Source organism: Polaribacter sp., assembly GCF_036480315.1.
Classification (GTDB): Bacteria; Bacteroidota; Bacteroidia; order Flavobacteriales; family Flavobacteriaceae; genus Polaribacter.
The window spans coordinates 1-19,332 of record NZ_JAZGGG010000015.1; the positions used below are offsets into that span (position 1 = coordinate 1).

The 19,332-nt window shown below is 29.1% G+C and carries 15 protein-coding genes; 7 read left to right on the forward strand and 8 right to left on the reverse strand.

Going from position 1 to position 19,332, the window contains the following annotated elements; genetic code table 11:
- Positions 1–50: 50 nt before the first annotated feature.
- Complete coding sequence (locus tag V3V28_RS02735) at positions 51–1,055, forward strand: IS30 family transposase (RefSeq protein ID WP_331363492.1); 1,005 nt, start codon at positions 51–53, stop codon at positions 1,053–1,055.
- Positions 1,056–1,121: 66 nt separating this feature from the next.
- On the opposite strand, the gene V3V28_RS02740 is transcribed toward V3V28_RS02735, so the two are convergent.
- The 3 genes from V3V28_RS02740 to V3V28_RS02750 all read right to left on the reverse strand — a co-directional run bounded on the left by V3V28_RS02740 (position 1,122) and on the right by V3V28_RS02750 (position 3,590).
- The gene (locus V3V28_RS02740) at positions 1,122–1,499 is read right to left on the reverse strand and encodes a hypothetical protein (RefSeq protein ID WP_331363493.1); all 378 of its coding nucleotides are present in this window, start codon (positions 1,497–1,499) and stop codon (positions 1,122–1,124) included.
- A 139-nt stretch (positions 1,500–1,638) separates the two neighbouring features.
- The gene (locus V3V28_RS02745; RefSeq protein WP_331363494.1) at positions 1,639–3,018 is read right to left on the reverse strand and encodes a pyridoxal phosphate-dependent decarboxylase family protein; all 1,380 of its coding nucleotides are present in this window, start codon (positions 3,016–3,018) and stop codon (positions 1,639–1,641) included.
- A 38-nt stretch (positions 3,019–3,056) separates the two neighbouring features.
- Entirely contained in the window at positions 3,057–3,590 is a 534-nt protein-coding gene (locus tag V3V28_RS02750; protein WP_331363495.1) for a cysteine dioxygenase, read from the reverse strand.
- A 286-nt stretch (positions 3,591–3,876) separates the two neighbouring features.
- Here V3V28_RS02750 and V3V28_RS02755 point away from each other — a divergent pair, with 286 nt between their 5' ends.
- A complete protein-coding gene (locus V3V28_RS02755; RefSeq protein WP_331363496.1) occupies positions 3,877–5,421 on the forward strand; it encodes a sodium/proline symporter in 1,545 nt (514 codons plus the stop codon).
- Between the two features lie 100 nt (positions 5,422–5,521).
- On the opposite strand, the gene typA is transcribed toward V3V28_RS02755, so the two are convergent.
- The 3 genes from typA to V3V28_RS02770 form a co-directional block, all read right to left on the reverse strand.
- Positions 5,522–7,294, reverse strand: coding sequence for a translational GTPase TypA (gene typA, locus V3V28_RS02760; protein WP_331363497.1), 1,773 nt, complete (start codon positions 7,292–7,294; stop codon positions 5,522–5,524).
- Positions 7,295–7,667: 373 nt separating this feature from the next.
- Positions 7,668–7,958, reverse strand: a complete 291-nt coding sequence (locus V3V28_RS02765) for an LETM1 domain-containing protein (protein ID WP_331363498.1) — start codon at positions 7,956–7,958, stop codon at positions 7,668–7,670.
- A complete protein-coding gene (locus tag V3V28_RS02770) occupies positions 7,958–9,121 on the reverse strand; it encodes a proline dehydrogenase family protein (RefSeq protein WP_331363499.1) in 1,164 nt (387 codons plus the stop codon). Before V3V28_RS02770 ends, V3V28_RS02765 begins: the two co-directional genes overlap by 1 nt.
- Positions 9,122–9,209: 88 nt before the next feature.
- On the opposite strand from V3V28_RS02770, the gene aroB reads away from it, so the two are divergent.
- Positions 9,210–10,268, forward strand: coding sequence for a 3-dehydroquinate synthase (gene aroB / locus V3V28_RS02775; protein ID WP_331363500.1), 1,059 nt, complete (start codon positions 9,210–9,212; stop codon positions 10,266–10,268).
- A gap of 83 nt (positions 10,269–10,351) precedes the next feature.
- On the opposite strand, the gene V3V28_RS02780 is transcribed toward aroB, so the two are convergent.
- Positions 10,352–10,804: a cold-shock protein gene (locus V3V28_RS02780; protein ID WP_331363501.1), complete on the reverse strand. Its 453-nt coding sequence runs from the start codon at positions 10,802–10,804 to the stop codon at positions 10,352–10,354.
- A gap of 336 nt (positions 10,805–11,140) precedes the next feature.
- On the opposite strand from V3V28_RS02780, the gene V3V28_RS02785 reads away from it, so the two are divergent.
- Positions 11,141–13,333: a T9SS type A sorting domain-containing protein gene (locus V3V28_RS02785; protein WP_331363502.1), complete on the forward strand. Its 2,193-nt coding sequence runs from the start codon at positions 11,141–11,143 to the stop codon at positions 13,331–13,333.
- 112 nt (positions 13,334–13,445) lie between these two features.
- Here the strand turns inward: V3V28_RS02785 and ychF are convergent, their stop codons facing one another.
- Positions 13,446–14,537: a redox-regulated ATPase YchF gene (gene ychF, locus V3V28_RS02790; protein WP_331363503.1), complete on the reverse strand. Its 1,092-nt coding sequence runs from the start codon at positions 14,535–14,537 to the stop codon at positions 13,446–13,448.
- 127 nt (positions 14,538–14,664) lie between these two features.
- On the opposite strand from ychF, the gene V3V28_RS02795 reads away from it, so the two are divergent.
- The 3 genes from V3V28_RS02795 (at position 14,665) to V3V28_RS02805 (ending at position 19,243) form a co-directional block, all read left to right on the forward strand.
- Positions 14,665–15,228: an RNA polymerase sigma factor gene (locus V3V28_RS02795; protein WP_331363504.1), complete on the forward strand. Its 564-nt coding sequence runs from the start codon at positions 14,665–14,667 to the stop codon at positions 15,226–15,228.
- A gap of 70 nt (positions 15,229–15,298) precedes the next feature.
- The gene (locus V3V28_RS02800) at positions 15,299–16,288 is read left to right on the forward strand and encodes a FecR family protein (RefSeq protein ID WP_331363505.1); all 990 of its coding nucleotides are present in this window, start codon (positions 15,299–15,301) and stop codon (positions 16,286–16,288) included.
- Positions 16,289–16,306: 18 nt separating this feature from the next.
- Complete coding sequence (locus tag V3V28_RS02805) at positions 16,307–19,243, forward strand: TonB-dependent receptor (protein ID WP_331363506.1); 2,937 nt, start codon at positions 16,307–16,309, stop codon at positions 19,241–19,243.
- Positions 19,244–19,332: the final 89 nt, after the last annotated feature.

The window sequence follows — 19,332 nt, forward strand, 5'->3', positions numbered from 1 at the left end:
CCTCCATTCAATAACTCAACGCAACAAATCTAAAATAATAGATTTGTAAAATGGAAGTAAAAAAACATAGACGACTTACACGCAAAGAAAGAGTTCAAATTGAGACTCTTTTAAAAGAAAAAAAGTCAAAATCTTACATTGCTAAAAAACTAAAAAGAGCACGCTCAACAATTACTCGAGAAGTCAATAAATGGGTGCAAAATAAAGAAGATGTTTACGATGCAGATCTTGCACATTGGTGTGCTAAAGAAGATTATTTAAACAAAAGAAACCTTGATAAAATAAGTACGTACTCACTACTTAAATTTTTTATCTATAGAGGTCTATTATCTAATTGGACTCCTGAACAAATATCGGGAAGACTTAAAGAATTATATCCGAATAATCCAATAATGACTATTTCACACGAAGCAATTTACAGACATATTTATACAAGACCACAAGCAAGTTTAAATAAAAAGTTAATCAAACTTCTCGTACGTAAAAAAACAAGACGCAGACCTCATAAAAAAAGACGTGGTGGTGGATCTAAAATTATAAATCAGGTCAGTATTGACAGTAGACCCAAGCATATTGAACTAAGAAATGAAGTTGGGCACTGGGAAGGTGATTTAATCATTGGTAAAAACCATAAAAGTGCTATTGGAACTATTGTAGAACGTAAAACAAGATTCACTTTAATTCTAAAATTAGAATCTAAAAAAGCAAACGAAGTAGCTAAAGAATTTTCTAAAATATTAAACAAATTAAATCCTATTTATAAAAAATCAATGACATATGACAACGGAATTGAAATGGCAAGACATGAAAAAATTACTCTAAAAACAGGTATGAAAATTTACTTTGAACATCCATATTCTTCTTGGGAAAGAGGTACAAATGAAAACACAAATGGACTCATTAGAAGGTATCTACCAAAAGGAACAAACTTTAACCAAATTGACTTAAAACAACTGCAAATTATTCAACAAAAACTAAACAATAGACCAAGAAAAATTATTGGATATAAAACACCTAAAGAAATGATGGATATTGAGCTGAAATTTGTAGCTTAGTAACATCAAAAACCTAAACGCTTTGTTGCGTTAGAACATTGAATCCAAGTAAATTAATAACGTTTTCTATGATTGAGGATCTATTTCTGGTAATTTATTTTTAAAACTAGGAGCATTATCTCTATATGAAACTGCTTTCTTTTTAGAAACCATTACTAATAAATCTTCACTTAATGTAAATAAAGTTCCGGTTCTAAATTTAACTAATAATAATGCTTCTAGTTCAGAATATACTTCATTTAAAGTAAATTGTTTGAATTTATTCTCTTCTTCATGTCGGTATTTAAGTTCAAAAACTTCTTTACCATCAATAACAAACAAACGCATGTAAACGTTTAACAATCCTTCACTTTTTCTAATAGGCTTGCTTAATGTTAGTTTTACAAACTCATCGTTTTTTAGGCTTTGTTCTAATGTTTCAAAAAAATCTTTAAATTCACTCATATTGCAAAGATAAAATGTTTAATAAAATAAAGTGTCATTAAACATTAACGTTTTTTAGATAGCAAAAGAATAATGAGCATTTTAAAGTAATAATAAGTAGATTAAAGAGTTTAGTAATCTTTTAAATACTTAATTCTTATCATTTTGTTAAACTGGGTGTTTTTGCTACAAATTCTTCTAACACTTTAAAGAAATTCAAGATATCTTGTTTCTCATTATTAGCATTTATTGTTACCAATCTAACAAACGTATCTTCTTCAAAAGAACCAAAACCAACAACTGTAATTTTATGTTCATACAAAGCTGTACAAAGTACCGTTGGATCTACATTTTTATAATTAAAACATATTGAAATTGAATCATCAAAACTATACAATGTATAATCAGGATTACTTCTAATATAGGCAAGAGCAACATCTGCCAAATTAAATTGCTGTTCTACAATTTTCTTTAAACCATTTGTTCCAACTGATTTCCAAAGTGTCCAAAACTTTAAAGCATCATTTCTTCTTCCACATTGAAAAGAAGTTTTACCCAAGTTAAAATCATCTCCATCTGTTTGATATAAATAATCTGCATCATTACTAAAAGAATTGTGTAAATGCTTTTTATCATTTACTAAAATAATAGAACACGTTAATGGTGTTCCAAGCATTTTATGTGCATTATAACTAAACGAATTAGATCTCTCTACTCCTTTTACCAAATGGTTGTATTTATCGCTAAAAATAACACTACCACAATAAGCTCCATCAATATGAAGCCAAATTTTATATTTTTCGGTGATGTCAGCAATTTCATCAATAGGATCAAAAGCTCCTAAAACGGTTGTTCCTGCAGTTGCATTCACATAAGTTGGAATAAATCCTTTACTAATATCTTCTTTTATTTGATGCTCTAATTGTTCAGGAATCATTCTTCCTTTAGAATCTGCTTTAATATAACGGATATTATTTCTTCCAATTCCTGCAAAACTTGCATTTTTAGAAGTTGAATAATGAGATTCTTTAGAAGTATAAATAATCATTGGTTTAGACATTCCGTTTAACCTGCAATCAGGATCTTTAGCATCACGACCCATAATCAAAGCCATATAATTACTCATAGAACCTCCTGTTGGAAATGTACCGTTACTTTTAGAACCATAACCAACTAAATCACAAGATTGTCTAATAATTTGTTGCTCGATACCAACTTGTGGACCCGCAACTTTGTATGTATACATGCTATTATTAAGCATAACAGCCAATAAATCTCCTAAAATTGCTTTGCTCTGTCTTCCTCCAAAAAGTTGATTAAAAAATAAGTTTGTTGCTGTTTTTGGTGTAGAAATTAGAACTTCATGAAGTAGTGTTTTAAACTCATCATCTATCATTGCAGCATCATTTAATGAAAGGTCAATAGACTCGTACAATTTACTCGACTCTATTCTTTCTGCTACTGGGTTTTCCGTTTCTTCACTAATTAAAGCTTCCACGAGTTCATTAAATAAAGTTAAATCTTTATGTATGCTAGACATGCTTGTTTACGCTTTTTAAATTTTTTTTATTTGATTAATTATGCAGTCGTATTATAAGTCAAATCTTTATTTACAAATATTTTTAATTTTTCATCAAAAATATTGCATTTACGAATTGGTTTTGCATACAGGTGAAGTGACATACTTTTTTTATTAGATACATTTTCTAATCGATGAAAACCCATAAAATCTTTCATATAAGTTATTTCATTCAGTTTTGAAATAGTAGATTTCACTAAATTAAGCGCTCCTATTTCATCTTTTTTGAAAATAGTTTCTTTGAATTCACCCTCAATTACTTTTACCCAACATTCTTCACCTCCATGATCGTGAATTGATGTTCGATGCCCTTTACACCAACAAATTAAAATCAATTCAAATTTATCATTGTTAGCAATACAATTTCTAGTGTAACATTCATCTGACCATGAAGAATACTTCTCAAAAGCATTTGTTGGTAGTTTTAGTGAATGTATTATGTGATTGTAAGTCGTCCTCTCTCCTTCTGAAAGGGCTGAAATTAATTCGTCTAAAGATTGAAGTGTTTGCGAAGTATGTTCGTTAGAATTCAAATGATTTTTGCTTTTTTTTGTTCATTTAATGTACAAATCCAAGGTCAATCCCTAAATCCAACTAAATAATTGGATTAATTTATGAAATTATCCAATATTTCAAATATAGTCAATTTTTATGCTTTTTTGTTACATTTTAAGTGAATTATAAACGATTTTGTACTAAAATCACAATTTATTTTTTATTTTTTAACTACTTTACAGAATCTTAAAACGTAATTTTATATCTTTTTTAAGATTTTCTTTTAGCTAACCACTTGAAAACGAACCAAAAATAGTTATAACTATGCAAGACCAAAATTTTATAATCAAAATAGCTGTATTAGCTGTTTATGTTGGTGTTTTATTTTTAATAGGAATTTTAGCTTCTCGACGCATAAAAAGCATGAGTGACTATTATGTTGGTGGAAAAAAAATGGGCTTTTGGGCAGTTGCTTTTTCAGCAAGAGCAACTGGAGAATCTGGTTGGTTATTAATTGGACTTACTGGAATGGGTGCTATGGCAGGGTTTTCTGGTTATTGGGTTGTTGTTGGAGAATTACTCGGCGTCTTTGTTTCCTGGCAATTTATGGCAAAACGATTCAAAAAAAGATCTGATGCTTATGGCGCAATTACAATTCCTGATTATTTGCATAGTCATTTTAAATCATCTACAAACACACTTCGAATTATAGCTGCATCTATACTTGTAGTTTTTATTGTTATTTATGTGGCTTCTCAAATAGACGTTACTGGTGTCGCTTTCAAATCGATGCTTGGTATTGATTATAAAATAGGCGCAATCGTTGGTTTTTTTATTGTGTTAGCATATATTTTTATTGGTGGTTTTGTAGCTGCAGTTTGGTCGGATTTGTTTCAAGGATTACTCATGTTTTTTGGCTTGGTTTTATTACCAATAGTTGTTTGGTTCTCTATGGATCATGGCGCAGAAATTACGGCAGGTTTAAATGCTATAGACCCTACTCTAACACAAATAATGGGTAGAAGCACTAATGGATGGATGAATCTTTTTACCATTTTAGGGTTTTCTATGATTGGTCTTGGTTTTCTTGGATCTCCACAGGTGTATGTGAGATTTATGTCTATAAAGGATGAAAACGAAATAAATAAAGGGAAATGGGTTGCCGTTCTTTTTACACTACTAACAGATGCAGCAGCAGTAACTATTGGAATTCTTGCTCGTATTTATTTTACAAGTGAAGGACAAGACCCTGAAGCTATTTTAGGGAATGATGGTAATAATGTTTTGAGTATGATTACTGAAGAATTTTTACCAACAATTTTGGTTGCCATCTTTGTTGCCATTGTTTTATCGGCAATAATGTCTACAATTGATTCTCTTTTAATATTAGCTTCCAGTGCAATTACACGTGATTTCTATCAGAAAATATTTAGACCAGATATAAAAGATGAAAGTTTAACAAAAATTTCAAGAATCTCTACAGTTATAATGGCTTTTACGGCTTTAATAATTGCCATGGTTATGAACTATGTATCTCCTGATAGGCAGATATTTTGGGTAATACTATTTGGTTGGTCAGGCATTGCCGCAACTTTTTGTCCTGTAATTATCCTCTCTCTTTTTTGGAAAGGGTATTCTGAAAAAGGAGCTATTGCATCTATGATTTCAGGTTTTGTATCAGTAATACTATTCAATTTTGTATTTAAAGAAATGTCTAGTGTTGGAGAGTATTTTGTTGCACTTGATGTACTTGCTCCTTCTTTTGCAGTTGCAATGCTTGTTGGTGTTATTGTTTCAAAGAGATATCCACCAAGAGCAGAAGCTATAAAAATGATTGAAGAAATTGATGCAGCAACTGATGAAAAATAGGGTTCATTAAAAAGCATAAAAAAAGCTCAAGTTAAAACTTGAGCTTTTTAATTTTATATGAGATTTCTTATCGATCAGAAATGACTGAAAAGAATTATTATTATCCTTTAAATACAATTTTACGCATACGTAAGCTTAATGGTGTTACTTCTAAATACTCATCAGCTTTAATGTATTCCATATTTTCCTCTAAAGAGAAATCTACTTTTGGTGCAATTTTCATAGCTTCATCTGTACCAGATTTACGCATGTTTGTTAATTGCTTTCCTTTAATTAAGTTAACAGCCATTTCATCAGACTTACTGTTTTCTCCAATTACTTGACCAACATAAATTTCTTGATTGATATCAATAAAGAAACGACCTCTATCTTGTAAACGGTTTAAAGCGTAAGCAGTTGCTTTACCAGCAGCAGAAGAAACAATTGCTCCTTTTACTTCTTCAGTAAAGTCTCCTTTATATGGACCATATTCACTGAACCTGTGGTTTATAATTGCTGTACCACCTGTTGCTGTTAATATTCTATTTCTTAAACCTATTAAACCTCTAGAAGGAATTGAAAATTCTAAATGTTGTAAATCTCCTTTAGGCTCCATAATTAACATATCTCCTTTTCTAAGAGATACTAAATTAATTGCTTTAGAAGCCATATCTTCTGGTACATCAATAGACAATGTTTCCATTGGCTCATGTTTCTTACCGTCAATCATTTTAATAATTACTTGTGGTCTTCCCACTTGTAATTCATAACCTTCTCTACGCATTGTTTCAATTAAAACTGATAAGTGTAAAACTCCACGTCCAAAAACGTTAAATTTATCTTCACTATCAGTAGTTTCAACTTTTAATGCAAGGTTTTTTTCTAATTCTTTAAACAGTCTGTCACGAATATGACGAGAAGTAACAAATTTACCTTCTTTACCAAAGAAAGGAGAATTGTTAATTGTAAACAACATACTCATTGTAGGTTGATCAATTTCTGTTCTTGGTAATGCTTCTGGGTTTTCTAAATCTGCAATTGTATCTCCAATTTCAAATCCTTCAATACCTGTAATTGCACAAATATCTCCACAAGGAACTTTATCAACTTTAACTTTACCCATTCCTTCGAATACGTGTAGTTCTTTAATTCTTACTTTTTTAGTAGAACCGTCTGCTTTACATAACATGTAATCTTTACCAGCTTCTAAATCACCTCTAAAAATACGTCCAATAGCAATTCTTCCTGTAAAAGAAGAAAAGTCTAAAGAAGTAATTTGCATTTGTGGAGTTCCCTCGTTGTACTTAGTCTCTGGAATAGATTCTAATACAGCATCTAATAAAGGAAGTATATTATCAGTTTCGTTTTTCCAATCTGTACTCATCCAGTTGTTCTTTGCAGAACCATAGATAGTAGCAAAATCTAATTGCTCTTCAGTTGCTTCTAAAGCAAACATCAAATCGAAAACTTTTTCATGAACGATATCAGGCGTACAGTTTTCTTTATCTACTTTATTAACAACTACAATAGGTGTTAATCCTAAATCTAAAGCTTTACCTAATACAAAACGAGTTTGTGGCATAGGCCCTTCAAAAGCATCAACCAATAATAAAACACCATCGGCCATTTTTAATACACGCTCTACTTCTCCACCAAAATCGGCGTGACCAGGAGTATCAATTACATTGATTTTTGTGCCTTTGTACATTACAGAAACGTTTTTTGAAAGAATTGTAATTCCTCTTTCACGTTCTAAATCGTTATTATCTAACAATAAATCTGTACGTTCTTTACGATCGTCTAATATTTTTGCTTGATCTATAATTTTATCTACTAAGGTTGTCTTTCCGTGATCGACATGGGCTATAATAGCGATGTTTCTAATTGGTTGCATTTGCGTATTCTTAAATTTCGTGCAAAAGTAGTTGTTTCTATGTGATTTATTTAATTTATGAACACTTATTTTTGTTTGATATAGATTTAAAGGCTAATAAGTTTCGTTTCTTCTAATTTTTATTAATTAAATTAAAAGAAATTTGTAGAATATGATAGAGCAATATCTTTATAAAATCTTCAATAATACTAATTGAAAAGTGCGTTAGAGATTGAAATGGCATCCTTTTTTCACCTATTAAGTAATTCTGAATATTAATAAGGAGATTACCACAGGAAGTAATAATTTTCTTTGGAATGACTTAATAAAAAAAAGATATAATGGAAAGCGCGGCCTTTATCCAGAATGCTTTCAGTATAAAGGAACGCCCAAATTATTTTTCTAAAGGATCTTCTCTAAATGCAGATGGTAATATATCTGGAATTAACTTTATTAAAAGTGGTAATAATAAAGCGCCACCTGGTAATAAAAATACTGCCAAAGATGGTATGGATTTGCAAATATCTAATAGTTGGGTTTTTATTTTTTCTTTTTCTTCTATTGATAATTTTACGTGTGTAGATTTTTTGATTAAATGCATTGCTTCCTTACTTTGAGAGAGTTCTTGGTTCAATCTCAATTTATTTTTATGCAATAATGTTTTAATTTCTTCTACAGTTGTCATTATAATTTTCTACGTTTTCGTTCTGTTTTTAGTAGATTTAATTCTCTACTTGTTTGTCCAGCAACAGAAGTGTTTTCTTCTGCTCTTCTAATTAAATACGGCATAACATCTCTAACAGGTCCAAAAGGCAGGTATTTAGCTACGTTATAGCCTTTATTTGCTAGATTGTAACTAATATGGTCACTCATACCAAATAATTGACCAAACCATAGTCTATTGTCATCTTCTTTAATTCCGTATTTTTTAGCTAAATCCATTACTAAATATGAACTGTCTTCATTATGTGTTCCTGCAAAAAGTGCCATTTTGGGATGTAACATCATGTATTCTATGGCTTTGTCATAATTAATATCTGTTGCCTCTTTGTTTTCACAAATTGGTGACGGATATCCTTTTTCTTCAGCTCTTTCTCTTTCTTTTTCCATATAAGCGCCACGAACTATTTTTAAACCAATGTAAAAGCCTTTCAATTTTGCTCTAGCATGTAAATCTTCTAAATATTGAAATCTATCATGACGATACATTTGTAGTGTATTAAAAACAATAGCTTTGTCTTTATTATAGGTTTCCATTAATTCTTCAATCAATTCGTCTGCGGCTTTTTGCATCCAACTTTCTTCTGCATCAATTAATAAAGGAACGTCTTTTTGTACCGCTATTTTACATACTTTATGGTAACGGGCTACTACTCTATTCCATTCTTCTGTTTCATCATTTGTAAGTTCTTTTCCTTCAGATATTTTTTGATATAACGCAAAGCGTCCAAAACCTGTTGGTTTAAAAACCGCATAAGGAATTGATTTTTTCTCTTCACAGAAATTAACTATTTTTAGAATTTTTTCTAACGCTCCATCAAAACTAACTTCTTGATCTTTACCTTCTACAGAATAATCTAAAACACTGTGTACATTACCATTATTATACATATTATCTATAATTGGCAAACAATCTTCTTCTGTTACTCCTCCACAAAAATGATCGAAAACAGTAGAACGAATTAATCCTTCTATTGGTAAATGTGCTTTTAACGCAAAATTGGTTACAGCACTACCAATTCTTACCATTGGTTGGTTTTGTATCATTCTAAATAAAAAATAAGCTCTTTCTAATTGCGAATCTGTTTTTAAAGAAAAGGCAACTTGGGTATTATCAAAAAGTTTCATTAAATATCATTTTAGTGAAACAAATATAACTATTGAATGGTAATAATTGAATATTTTATTTTTAATTTGCACATTCAATATTTTTATAATGAAATCTATAAAAGCTGTTAGCTATCCTGTTCATTTTCAAGGAAAAGCATATAAAGAACTTTCTATTTTAATAGAAAACAACAACTATTCTACCATCTTCATTTTGGTCGATGAGAATACTTTTGAGCATTGTTATCCAAAGTTTATTCCAAATTTAGCTACAGATAAACGAATTGAAGTCATAGAAATTGAATCTGGAGAAATCAATAAAAACATAGAAACGTGTATTGGTGTTTGGAATGCAATAACAGAATTAGGCGGAGATCGTAAAAGTTTAGTGATTACTTTAGGTGGTGGTGTTATTACCGATTTAGGTGGTTTTGTGGCTTCTTGTTTTAAACGTGGAATTGATTTTGTAAACATACCAACTACATTATTATCTATGGTAGATGCTTCAGTTGGTGGAAAAACGGGTATTGATTTAGGTGTGTTGAAAAATCAGATTGGATTGTTTGCAAACCCTCAAATGGTCTTGGTGGATACAGATTATTTAACGACAATTACAGACAGAGAAATTAAGTCCGGAACAGCAGAAATTATTAAATATGGCATCACTTATGATGTTAAACTATTTAATGAGATAAAAAACAATAAGGGTTTGGAAATCAATGATTTAATATATCGCTCTATAGAAATAAAAAATGAAGTTGTATTACAAGATCCTAAAGAACAAAATTTACGGAAAATTTTAAATTTTGGACACACTTTAGGTCATGCAATTGAGTCTTTTTACTTAGAATCTGAAGGCAAAGAAAACCTAACTCATGGCGAAGCAATTGCTATAGGAATGGTTTGTGAAAGTTTTATATCTTCTAAACTATTAGGTTTTCCAACTGAAAAAGTAAACGAAGTAAAAGAAGTTGTTTTATCAATTTATAACAGAACAAACCTTTTAAAAGAGGATTTTTCTGGAATTATGGAATTACTAAAACACGATAAGAAAAATGTAAATGGACAAGTAAATTTTGTTTTATTGAACGATTACGAAGATTATAAAATTGATTGTAGAGTTCCTGAAAACTTAATTACTGAAAGTATGGAGTTTTATAATTTGTAAGATTTTTCTAAATTAAGAATTATATATAAAAAAGCCTTTTCAAATAAATGAAAAGACTTTAAATTTTTTATTAAATAAAGACATTAAATCTTTTTCACTTTTACGGCATTCATACCACGCATTCCTTTTTCTAATTCAAAAGAAACTTTGTCATTTTCAACAATTTCATCTATAATACCACTAATATGAGTAAAATATTTTTCATTGTTTTCTGTATCAATAATAAAACCGAACCCTTTAGAAGAATCAAAAAATGAAACTTTTCCTTTTCTTACAGGATCTTCTTCTGGTAAATCTTCTTTTTTAGTAACAGAGATTTCAATATCCTCAAGTTCAATTTCTACTTTTAATTCTGGATCTGGCGGAGTATCTGTTAAGTTTCCATTATGATCTACATATGCAAACTGAATACCAGTTGACCCATTTTCTTCTTTGTCCGCTTTTCTAGCGTCCATTTTCTTTTGCTTATCTAAACGTTTTTTTAAGCGTTTTTTTTCTTTTTCACTTTTACTAAATGTTTGTTGCGATTTTGCCATTAATGTATTTAAGGTTTTTTAAATTAATATTCTGAAAAGATAAAATACCTAACTGGAAAATTTAACTAATGCTAACTTAGTGTATTGAGTGGAGTGTATTCTGTCTTGTAGTGCAAATATAGTACTATTTTAAGACTCTTCAAAAAAAACATTTATCATAAAATAAATTAAAAAAAAACAAATTAATATTTTTATATTCTTTAGTTAAAATCTTAACCACTTGATTTTATTTTAAACTTTGCATACTAATTATTTTCCTGAAAACTATTGTAAGATATTCTTTGTTAATCAAGTAATTTTGATAATTTTGTTTTTCAATATATATTTAAAAACAAAATGATTAAAAAGAGTAAGTTTTCGTTTTTCTTCTTATTATTTCTTTTACTTCCAATTACAATTAAAAGTCAACATTCTATTGCTAGAGAATGGAATGAACACCTTTTAGATGCAATTAGAAACGATTTTGCAAGACCTACAATACATGCAAGGAATTTATTTCATACTTCAATAATTATGTATGATGCTTGGGCTATTTTTGATGAAACTGCTCAAACAGTCTTTTTAGGAAATACTCTAGGTGATTATACTACAGACTACACCCCTATTTCGACTCCTACAGATAAAGAAGAAGCTACCGAAGAAATTATTAGTTATGCGCTGTTTAGATTGTTAAATCACCGATTTAAAAACTCACCTAATTCAACTGAAACATTATCAGATTTTGAAACTTTTTTTACTTCACTTGGTTATGACAAAGATTTTGTTTCAACAGATTACAATACTGGTTCTTTTGCCGCTTTAGGAAACTTTATGGCTGAAAAGATGATTGATTTTGGAATGCAAGATGGCGCCAATGAAGCAAACGGATACGATAATAGATATTATAAAAATGCAAATGACCCTTTAGTTTTAAAGTTATACGAAGATAATGATCAAATAGACCCTAATAGATGGCAGCCATTAGCTTTTGATGTTTTTATAGACCAAGCAGGGAATCCTTTTCCTTTTAACACTCCTAATTTTTTAAGTCCAGAATGGGGAGAAGTTACTCCATTTACGTTAAAAAATGAAGATTTAGAAATCTTAAATAATGGTTTTGATTCTTATGTTTATAATAATCCAGGACCACCTGTTTATATTCAAGAATCTAATGAAAATGGAATAGAAGATCCTTATAAATGGCATTTTTCTTTAGTAATTGCTTGGTCTGCTCAATTAGACCCTACAGATAATGTTTTAATGAATATTTCTCCGGCTAATATTGGAAATACAGATCTCGATGATTTTCCAATTACTTTTCAAGAGTATCAAGATTTTTATAATTTTACAGAAGGAGGAGATTCTGGAAAAGGACATAAATTAAATCCAAAAACTTCAAAACCATATGCAAATAACATTGTTAAAAGAGCAGATTACTCTAGAGTTTTAGCAGAATTTTGGGCTGATGGACCGGATTCAGAAACACCTCCGGGTCATTGGTTTACAATCTTAAATTATGTTAGTGATCATCCACTATCTAGCACAACATTTGGAGCATCAAAAAGAAAATTACCTACATTAGAATGGGATGTGAAAAGTTATTTAGTTTTAGCTGGTGCTATGCACGATTCTGCAATAAATACATGGGGAATAAAAGGTTATTATGATTATATAAGGCCTATTTCTGCCATAAGATATATGGCTACAAAAGGACAAAGTTCTGATGCTAATTTACCAAGCTATAATGTTCATGGCTTACCTTTGATTGATAATTTAATTGAAATTATAAAAGATGGTGATGTTTTAGCAGGAAACAATAATAAAAACGTAGGAAAAATTAAAGTAAAATCTTGGAAAGGACCAGATTTTATAACTAATCCAGATACTGATTTAGCAGGTGTAGATTGGATTTTAGGAACACATTGGTGGCCATATCAACGCCCTTCATTTGTTACACCTCCTTTTGCTGGCTATCTTTCTGGTCATTCTACTTTTTCTAGAGCTGCTTCAGAAGTTTTGACTTTAATTACAAACGATGCTTTTTTTCCAGGAGGAATTGGTACATTTGATGTAAAGAAAAACGAATTTTTAGTTTTTGAAGAAGGGCCAACAGAAGATTTTACTTTACAGTGGGCAACTTATAGAGATGCATCAGATCAAACAAGTTTATCTAGAATTTGGGGTGGAATTCATCCGCCAATAGATGATATTAAAGGTAGAATTATTGGTGATAAAATTGGAAAAGATGCTTTTTCTTATGCTGAAAAGTTTTTTAACGGAACTCTTAATACAGAAAGTAATTCTATTGTAAATAATTTTGAAGTCTATCCAAATCCGTTTTTAGATAATATTACTATCAATTCAACATTAAAAAATAGTTTTAAAGTTGATGTTTACAACCTTATAGGAAAAAAAGTATATTCAAAAAACACTACTTCAAATAATCAAAAAATAAACTTATCAAGTTTAAAATCTGGAGTTTACTTCATTAAATTTATTGCTGAAAATGGTGACATTCAATTTATTAAAAAGGTTATTAAATCGAATTAGTGAATACTATTAATAATTTTCAATAAAAAAAATCCAATGAAAATTCATTGGATTTTTTTTTATTATTTTAAACTCTGAAATAAGTTTCAGGCTTAAATCTTATAGAAAAAAGTTATACGTTAAACCTAAAGTGCATTACATCACCATCTTTAACGATATATTCCTTCCCTTCTACTCTCATTTTACCAGCTTCTTTTACTTTAGCTTCAGAACCATAAGTTACATAGTCTTCATAACCAATAGTTTCTGCTCTAATAAAACCTTTTTCAAAATCTGTATGAATAACTCCTGCAGCTTGAGGTGCAGTTGAACCAATAGGAATTGTCCAAGCTCTTACTTCTTTTACACCTGCTGTAAAATAGGTTTGTAAGTTTAATAATTTATATGCAGAACGCACCAATCTAGAAACACCAGCTTCTTCTAAACCAATATCTGCTAAAAACATTTGTCTTTCTTCGTAATCGTCTAATTCAGTAATGTCTGCTTCTGTGCCAACTGCTAGAACTATTACTTCTGCGGTTTCATCTTTTACAGCTTCTTTTATTTTTTCTACATAGTCGTTTCCAGAAACTGCAGAATCTTCATCAACATTACAAACATATAATACTGGTTTCAAAGTAATAAATTGTAAAGGTTGTACAAACTCCATTTCTTTTTCAGAAAAAGCTAACGCTCTTACAGAAATTCCTTTTAATAGAGTTTCTTCAATTCTTAATAAAACCACCAATTCTGCTTGCGCTTCCTTATTACCGGTTTTTGCAGTTCTTTTTACTCTTTCAAGTCTTTTTTCAACTGCTTCTAAATCTTTTAGTTGCAATTCAATATCAATTGTTTCTTTATCTCTAACAGGATCTACAGACTCATCTACATGAATAATATTATCATTATCAAAACAACGAATTACATGTAATAGTGCATCTGTTTCTCTAATATTTGCTAAAAACTGATTTCCTAAACCTTCACCTTTACTTGCTCCCTTTACAAGACCCGCAATATCAACAATCTCTACAGTAGCAGGCATTACACGTTCTGGGTTTACCAATTCTTCTAACTTCTCAATTCTCTTGTCTGGCACATTTACAACTCCTAAATTTGGTTCTATTGTACAAAAAGGAAAGTTTGCACTTTGCGCTTTTGCATTTGATAAACAGTTAAATAAAGTTGATTTTCCTACGTTTGGTAATCCTACAATTCCGGCTTTCATTTATATAAATTTTGCGATTGCAAATATAAAAGAAGTTTCATGAAAACGGAATAAAATCAATAAAGAAAAGACATAACCATATTTTTTTTATATTTTTAAAGATTATTACACGGCCCTTAAAACATATATGGAGAAGTTAACTGATAAATTTATTTGGAAATCACTAAAAGAAGGCGATTTAAATGCCTACTCTGTGCTTTTTGAAAGCTACTATCCACAATTACACAATTATGGTTTAAAAATTTCCAAAAACGTTGCACTTACTGAAGATACTTTACAAGATTTTTTCATGTATATATATGAGCATCGAGAAAACTTAAGTGATTTAGATACCATTGCTCCTTATTTATTTACTTCTTACAAACGCTTTTTATTAAAAGTGATGAAAAAAAATGAAAAAATAAAGCACACTGATTTTTCAATGGAAACTTTTGTAGATGTTCAATTCACTGCTGAAGAAGTTATAACAAATCAAGAAACAGAAAATTTTAAGAACAAAAACCTTTCTAGTTTATTAAATAAATTACCAAAAAGACAAAAAGAAGCTATTTATTTAAAATATTATAGCGGTTTAAAAGCTAAAGAAATATCCGAAATAATGGGTATAAATTACCAAAGTGTTGTAAACACACTTCACAAGGCAATAAAGAGTTTAAAAGAAGAAATAGCTATTGTTAAGCTATTTAATTAAATTTTATCTAAAAAGAAGAGTATAAAAAAACAAAAAGGCTCTTATTAAAATACATCACATATTTTTTGAAATGATTAAAAAAAAGTACAAAACCATAAACGACTTTTTAGAAGATGGATCTTTTAAAAATTGGGTTTTACAAGAAAACGGTACAGATATTAGTTTTTGGGACTATTGGATTGCTAATAATCCTGATAGAAAAGAATTAGTAAACAAGGCAAAAGATCTTGTTTTAGGAATTTCTTTCAATAAAGAATATGTTAGTAAAGAAAAAATTGTTTTAGAATGGGGGAAATTAGAAGCCAAAATTCAAACTAAAAAAGTAGCTTCAAAAAGAAAAATAAAATATTTAAAACCATTAAGTTTTGCTGCTTCTATTCTATTATTAATTTCTGTTGGTTTTTATTTTATTAATAGTAATTCTAAAATTACTCATAAAACAAATTACGGAGAAATTTTAAAAATAAAACTACAAGATGGCAGTAATGTTACTATAAATTCTAATTCTAGTTTATCATATTATAAAAACGAAAGTAGAAAAGTTTGGCTAACTGGTGAAGCCTTTTTTCAAGTTGATAAAAAGGTCGTTACAAATGCAAAATTTTGGGTATTAACAGATGACTTATCTGTGGAAGTTTATGGAACTTCATTTAATGTTAATTCTAAAAAGAAAAAAACTGATGTTTTTTTGGAAGAAGGAAATATCTGGTTAAAACTTAAGAATGGTGGTGAAAAAAAAATGATTCCAGGAAATTACATTTCTTATTCATCTAAAAAAGGAAAAATTTTAGAAGATAAAAATATTTTCAATCCAACCATAAAAACGTCATGGAAAGATGGTTCTCTTCTCTTTGAAAACCTTACTTTAGAAAGCGCAATGGAAAAAATTGAAGAAACGTACGGTTATACTATCCTTTTTAAAGATAATGAAAGTAAAAACATTCTAATTACTGGTGCTGTACCTAATACTAATTTAGACATTTGTTTAAAAGCAATAGAAAAATCTGTGAATGTAAAAATCACCAAAGAAGATAAAGCACTTATTATTAGTAAAAAGTAACATAACTTTCACCAATAAATGAAGCAAAAATTAGTGTTTATTAAATTATTTATACTAGTTTCTATAGGTTTAAATTGTGCGAAAATAAACGCACAAAATAAATTAAACAAAGTAGTTACTTTGGCTACACTTTTAGATGAAATTAGCAATAAACATAAAATATTCTTTACTTATGAAGCTAATTTAATAGCAAATAAAAAAATTCAAGATGATGGTTTTTTAAATTTATCTTTAACAGAATCGATTTCTTTATTACAAAAACTAACTCCTTTTCTTTATGATGATTTAGGCAATAATTACTATGTAATTTATACAAAAAAGAATCTTTCTAAAAGAAAATACTCTCAACAAGAGGGCATTACTAATATCTCGAAAGTAAAAATAGACAGTTCATTTACTTTCAATAAACTTATTGCTAAAGGGATTGTATTAAGTTCAGAAAACCAACCTTTAAAAGGAGCAACTATTCAGGATACAAAATCTTTAATCGGGACAACAACTAATAAAGATGGTACATTCGAAATAGAAATTCAAAAAGAAAATTATACAAAAATTAGTTTTTTAGGTCACGATTCTAAAACATTAAAACTAGCACCAAATAAATTTCACACTATTACATTATTATCTGGCCAAGAATTAGACGAAATAAAAATTGTAGGATCTAGAAATAAGAATAGAGTAGCAAATGATACGCCAGTTGCTATTGATTTTATTGACATAGAAAAAACAGCATCAAAAAGCAGTCAAGTAGAAATTAATCAGTTTTTACAATATGCAATTCCTTCTTTTAATGCAACCAAACAATCTGGTGCAGATGGTGCAGATCATATAGATCCTGCAACCATTAGAGGTTTAGGCCCAGATCAAACCTTGGTTTTAATTAATGGAAAAAGAAGGCATCAAGCATCATTAATCAATTTATACGGCACAAGAGGTAGAGGGAATTCTGGTACAGATTTAAATACAATTCCTATTTCAGCTATAAAAAGAATAGAGTTATTAAGAGATGGAGCTTCAGCACAATATGGTTCTGATGCAATTGCTGGTGTTATAAATATTGTTTTAAAAGATAGTGATGATAATTTATCAGTAAGTTCAACTTTAGGACTTTACAATGCTAATGCAGACAATCTACTGACAAATAAATTTGACGGAACAACTTACAAATTAGCTTTAAATTATGGAACCAAAATAATGAAAAACGGTTTTATAAACTTTACTACGGAAGTATTATCAACAGATAATACAATAAGGCCAGGAAATAATAATAGAGAAAAATTTGGACAAGCAGCTGTTAAAAATATAAGTGTTTTTGTAAATTCTGAAATCCCTATTTATAGCAACATAAAATTGTACTTTAATGGTGGTTTTAATTATAAAAACACAGAAGCTTTTGCTTTTACAAGAAAACAAAATAGCTCAAGAAACGTATTAGACATTTATCCAAAAGGATTTAATCCATTAATAACTTCTGATATTTCTGACAATTCTTTTTCTATGGGATTAATTACCAATTTTAAAAACTGGAACGTAGACATTAACAATACTTTTGGTAGAAATAATTTTCAATACTTTATAAAAAACACATTAAATGCTACATTAGAAGAAAACTCACCAACAGAATTTGATGCTGGAGGACATCAATTAATTCAAAATACATCTAGTATTGATTTTTCTAGATATTTTATAACCAATTCTTTAGGATATAATATAGCACTTGGTTTAGAACACAGGTTAGATAAATATAAAATATTTGCTGGTGAAGAAGCTTCTTACGCCGCTTATGATATCCACGGGAATCTTGTAAACTCTCTAACACCAATTAATGATTACAAAAAAAATAATGGCGAAATAAGACCTGGAGGTTCTCAAGGTTTTCCTGGGTATTCACCCGAAAACAAAGTAGATAGAAACAGGTCTAACTTTAGTATTTATGCAGATACAGAAATTGATTTCTCTAAAAAATTTATGATAGGTACTGCCTTGCGTTATGAATATTATAGCGATTTTGGAAGTACTCTAAATTTTAAATTTGCTTCTAGATATAAAATAACACCAAAATTTAATCTACGGTCCTCTTTCAGTACTGGGTTTAGAGCACCTTCTTTAGCACAAGTATATTACAACTTAACATTTACTAATTTTATAGGAATTGTACCAACTGAATCTTTTTTAATAGCAAATAATAGCCCAATTGCTAGATCTTTTAATATTGATAAATTAAAAGAAGAAAAAGCTAGAAATTTTAGTCTTGGTTTTACAACGAAGTTAAGTAGTAACTTTAATGCAACTATTGACGCTTATTTTGTTTCTATAAAAGATAGAATAATCTTAAGTGGAAATTTTGATGCTTCTAATTTAGGATTTGGGATTGATAATGTTCAATTCTTTGCTAATGGCGTAGATACTAAAACAACTGGTATTGATTTGGTTTTAAATTGGAAGAAAAAGCTAGAGAACGGTGAAGTTTCTTTAGATTTTTCTGGAAACATTAACCATATGAGTATTTCCAAAATAAAAAATAGAATGCTTGATTTAGATACGTTTTTTGGAGAAAGAGATCAACAATTTTTATTAGCATCTGCACCAAATAACAAATTTAATATTGGTATTAACTACCAAATTAAAAAATTAAAAGCATCATTAAATTTTACTCGATTCAGTAAAATAAAGCTAATTGATTGGCAAATTTATCAAGATATATCAAACTTTAATAACTCTAAAATAGAAAGGTTAGAAACTGCAACAGATACTTATAAAGCAAAAATTACAACAGATTTGCATTTAAGTTACCAAATAAATACCATAATGAACATTCAATTTGGGGGTAATAATATATTAAATGTTTATCCTACCAAACAAAAAGGTTTTACAGATAGCGGAGGTTTATGGGACGCTACTCAAATGGGAACAAATGGTTCTTTTCTGTACACAAAACTTAATTTTCACCTTTAAGAATTAACTTTTTTATATTTTTCTTTAAAAAAAGTTAAAATAAAAGAGTATATAATTATTCTTTTTTCCTTATATATATAAATCACCTT

Excerpts from the sequence above, each read along its gene's own strand:
- V3V28_RS02735 (WP_331363492.1), top strand. The coding sequence starts at position 51 with ATGGAAGTAAAAAAACATAGACGACTTACACGCAAAGAAAGAGTTCAA.
- V3V28_RS02740 (WP_331363493.1), bottom strand. The coding sequence starts at position 1,499 with ATGAGTGAATTTAAAGATTTTTTTGAAACATTAGAACAAAGCCTAAAA.
- V3V28_RS02745 (WP_331363494.1), bottom strand. The coding sequence starts at position 3,018 with ATGTCTAGCATACATAAAGATTTAACTTTATTTAATGAACTCGTGGAA.
- V3V28_RS02755 (WP_331363496.1), top strand. The coding sequence starts at position 3,877 with ATGCAAGACCAAAATTTTATAATCAAAATAGCTGTATTAGCTGTTTAT.
- typA (WP_331363497.1), bottom strand. The coding sequence starts at position 7,294 with ATGCAACCAATTAGAAACATCGCTATTATAGCCCATGTCGATCACGGA.
- V3V28_RS02765 (WP_331363498.1), bottom strand. The coding sequence starts at position 7,958 with ATGACAACTGTAGAAGAAATTAAAACATTATTGCATAAAAATAAATTG.
- V3V28_RS02770 (WP_331363499.1), bottom strand. The coding sequence starts at position 9,121 with ATGAAACTTTTTGATAATACCCAAGTTGCCTTTTCTTTAAAAACAGAT.
- aroB (WP_331363500.1), top strand. The coding sequence starts at position 9,210 with ATGAAATCTATAAAAGCTGTTAGCTATCCTGTTCATTTTCAAGGAAAA.
- V3V28_RS02780 (WP_331363501.1), bottom strand. The coding sequence starts at position 10,804 with ATGGCAAAATCGCAACAAACATTTAGTAAAAGTGAAAAAGAAAAAAAA.
- V3V28_RS02785 (WP_331363502.1), top strand. The coding sequence starts at position 11,141 with ATGATTAAAAAGAGTAAGTTTTCGTTTTTCTTCTTATTATTTCTTTTA.
- ychF (WP_331363503.1), bottom strand. The coding sequence starts at position 14,537 with ATGAAAGCCGGAATTGTAGGATTACCAAACGTAGGAAAATCAACTTTA.
- V3V28_RS02795 (WP_331363504.1), top strand. The coding sequence starts at position 14,665 with ATGGAGAAGTTAACTGATAAATTTATTTGGAAATCACTAAAAGAAGGC.
- V3V28_RS02800 (WP_331363505.1), top strand. The coding sequence starts at position 15,299 with ATGATTAAAAAAAAGTACAAAACCATAAACGACTTTTTAGAAGATGGA.
- V3V28_RS02805 (WP_331363506.1), top strand. The coding sequence starts at position 16,307 with ATGAAGCAAAAATTAGTGTTTATTAAATTATTTATACTAGTTTCTATA.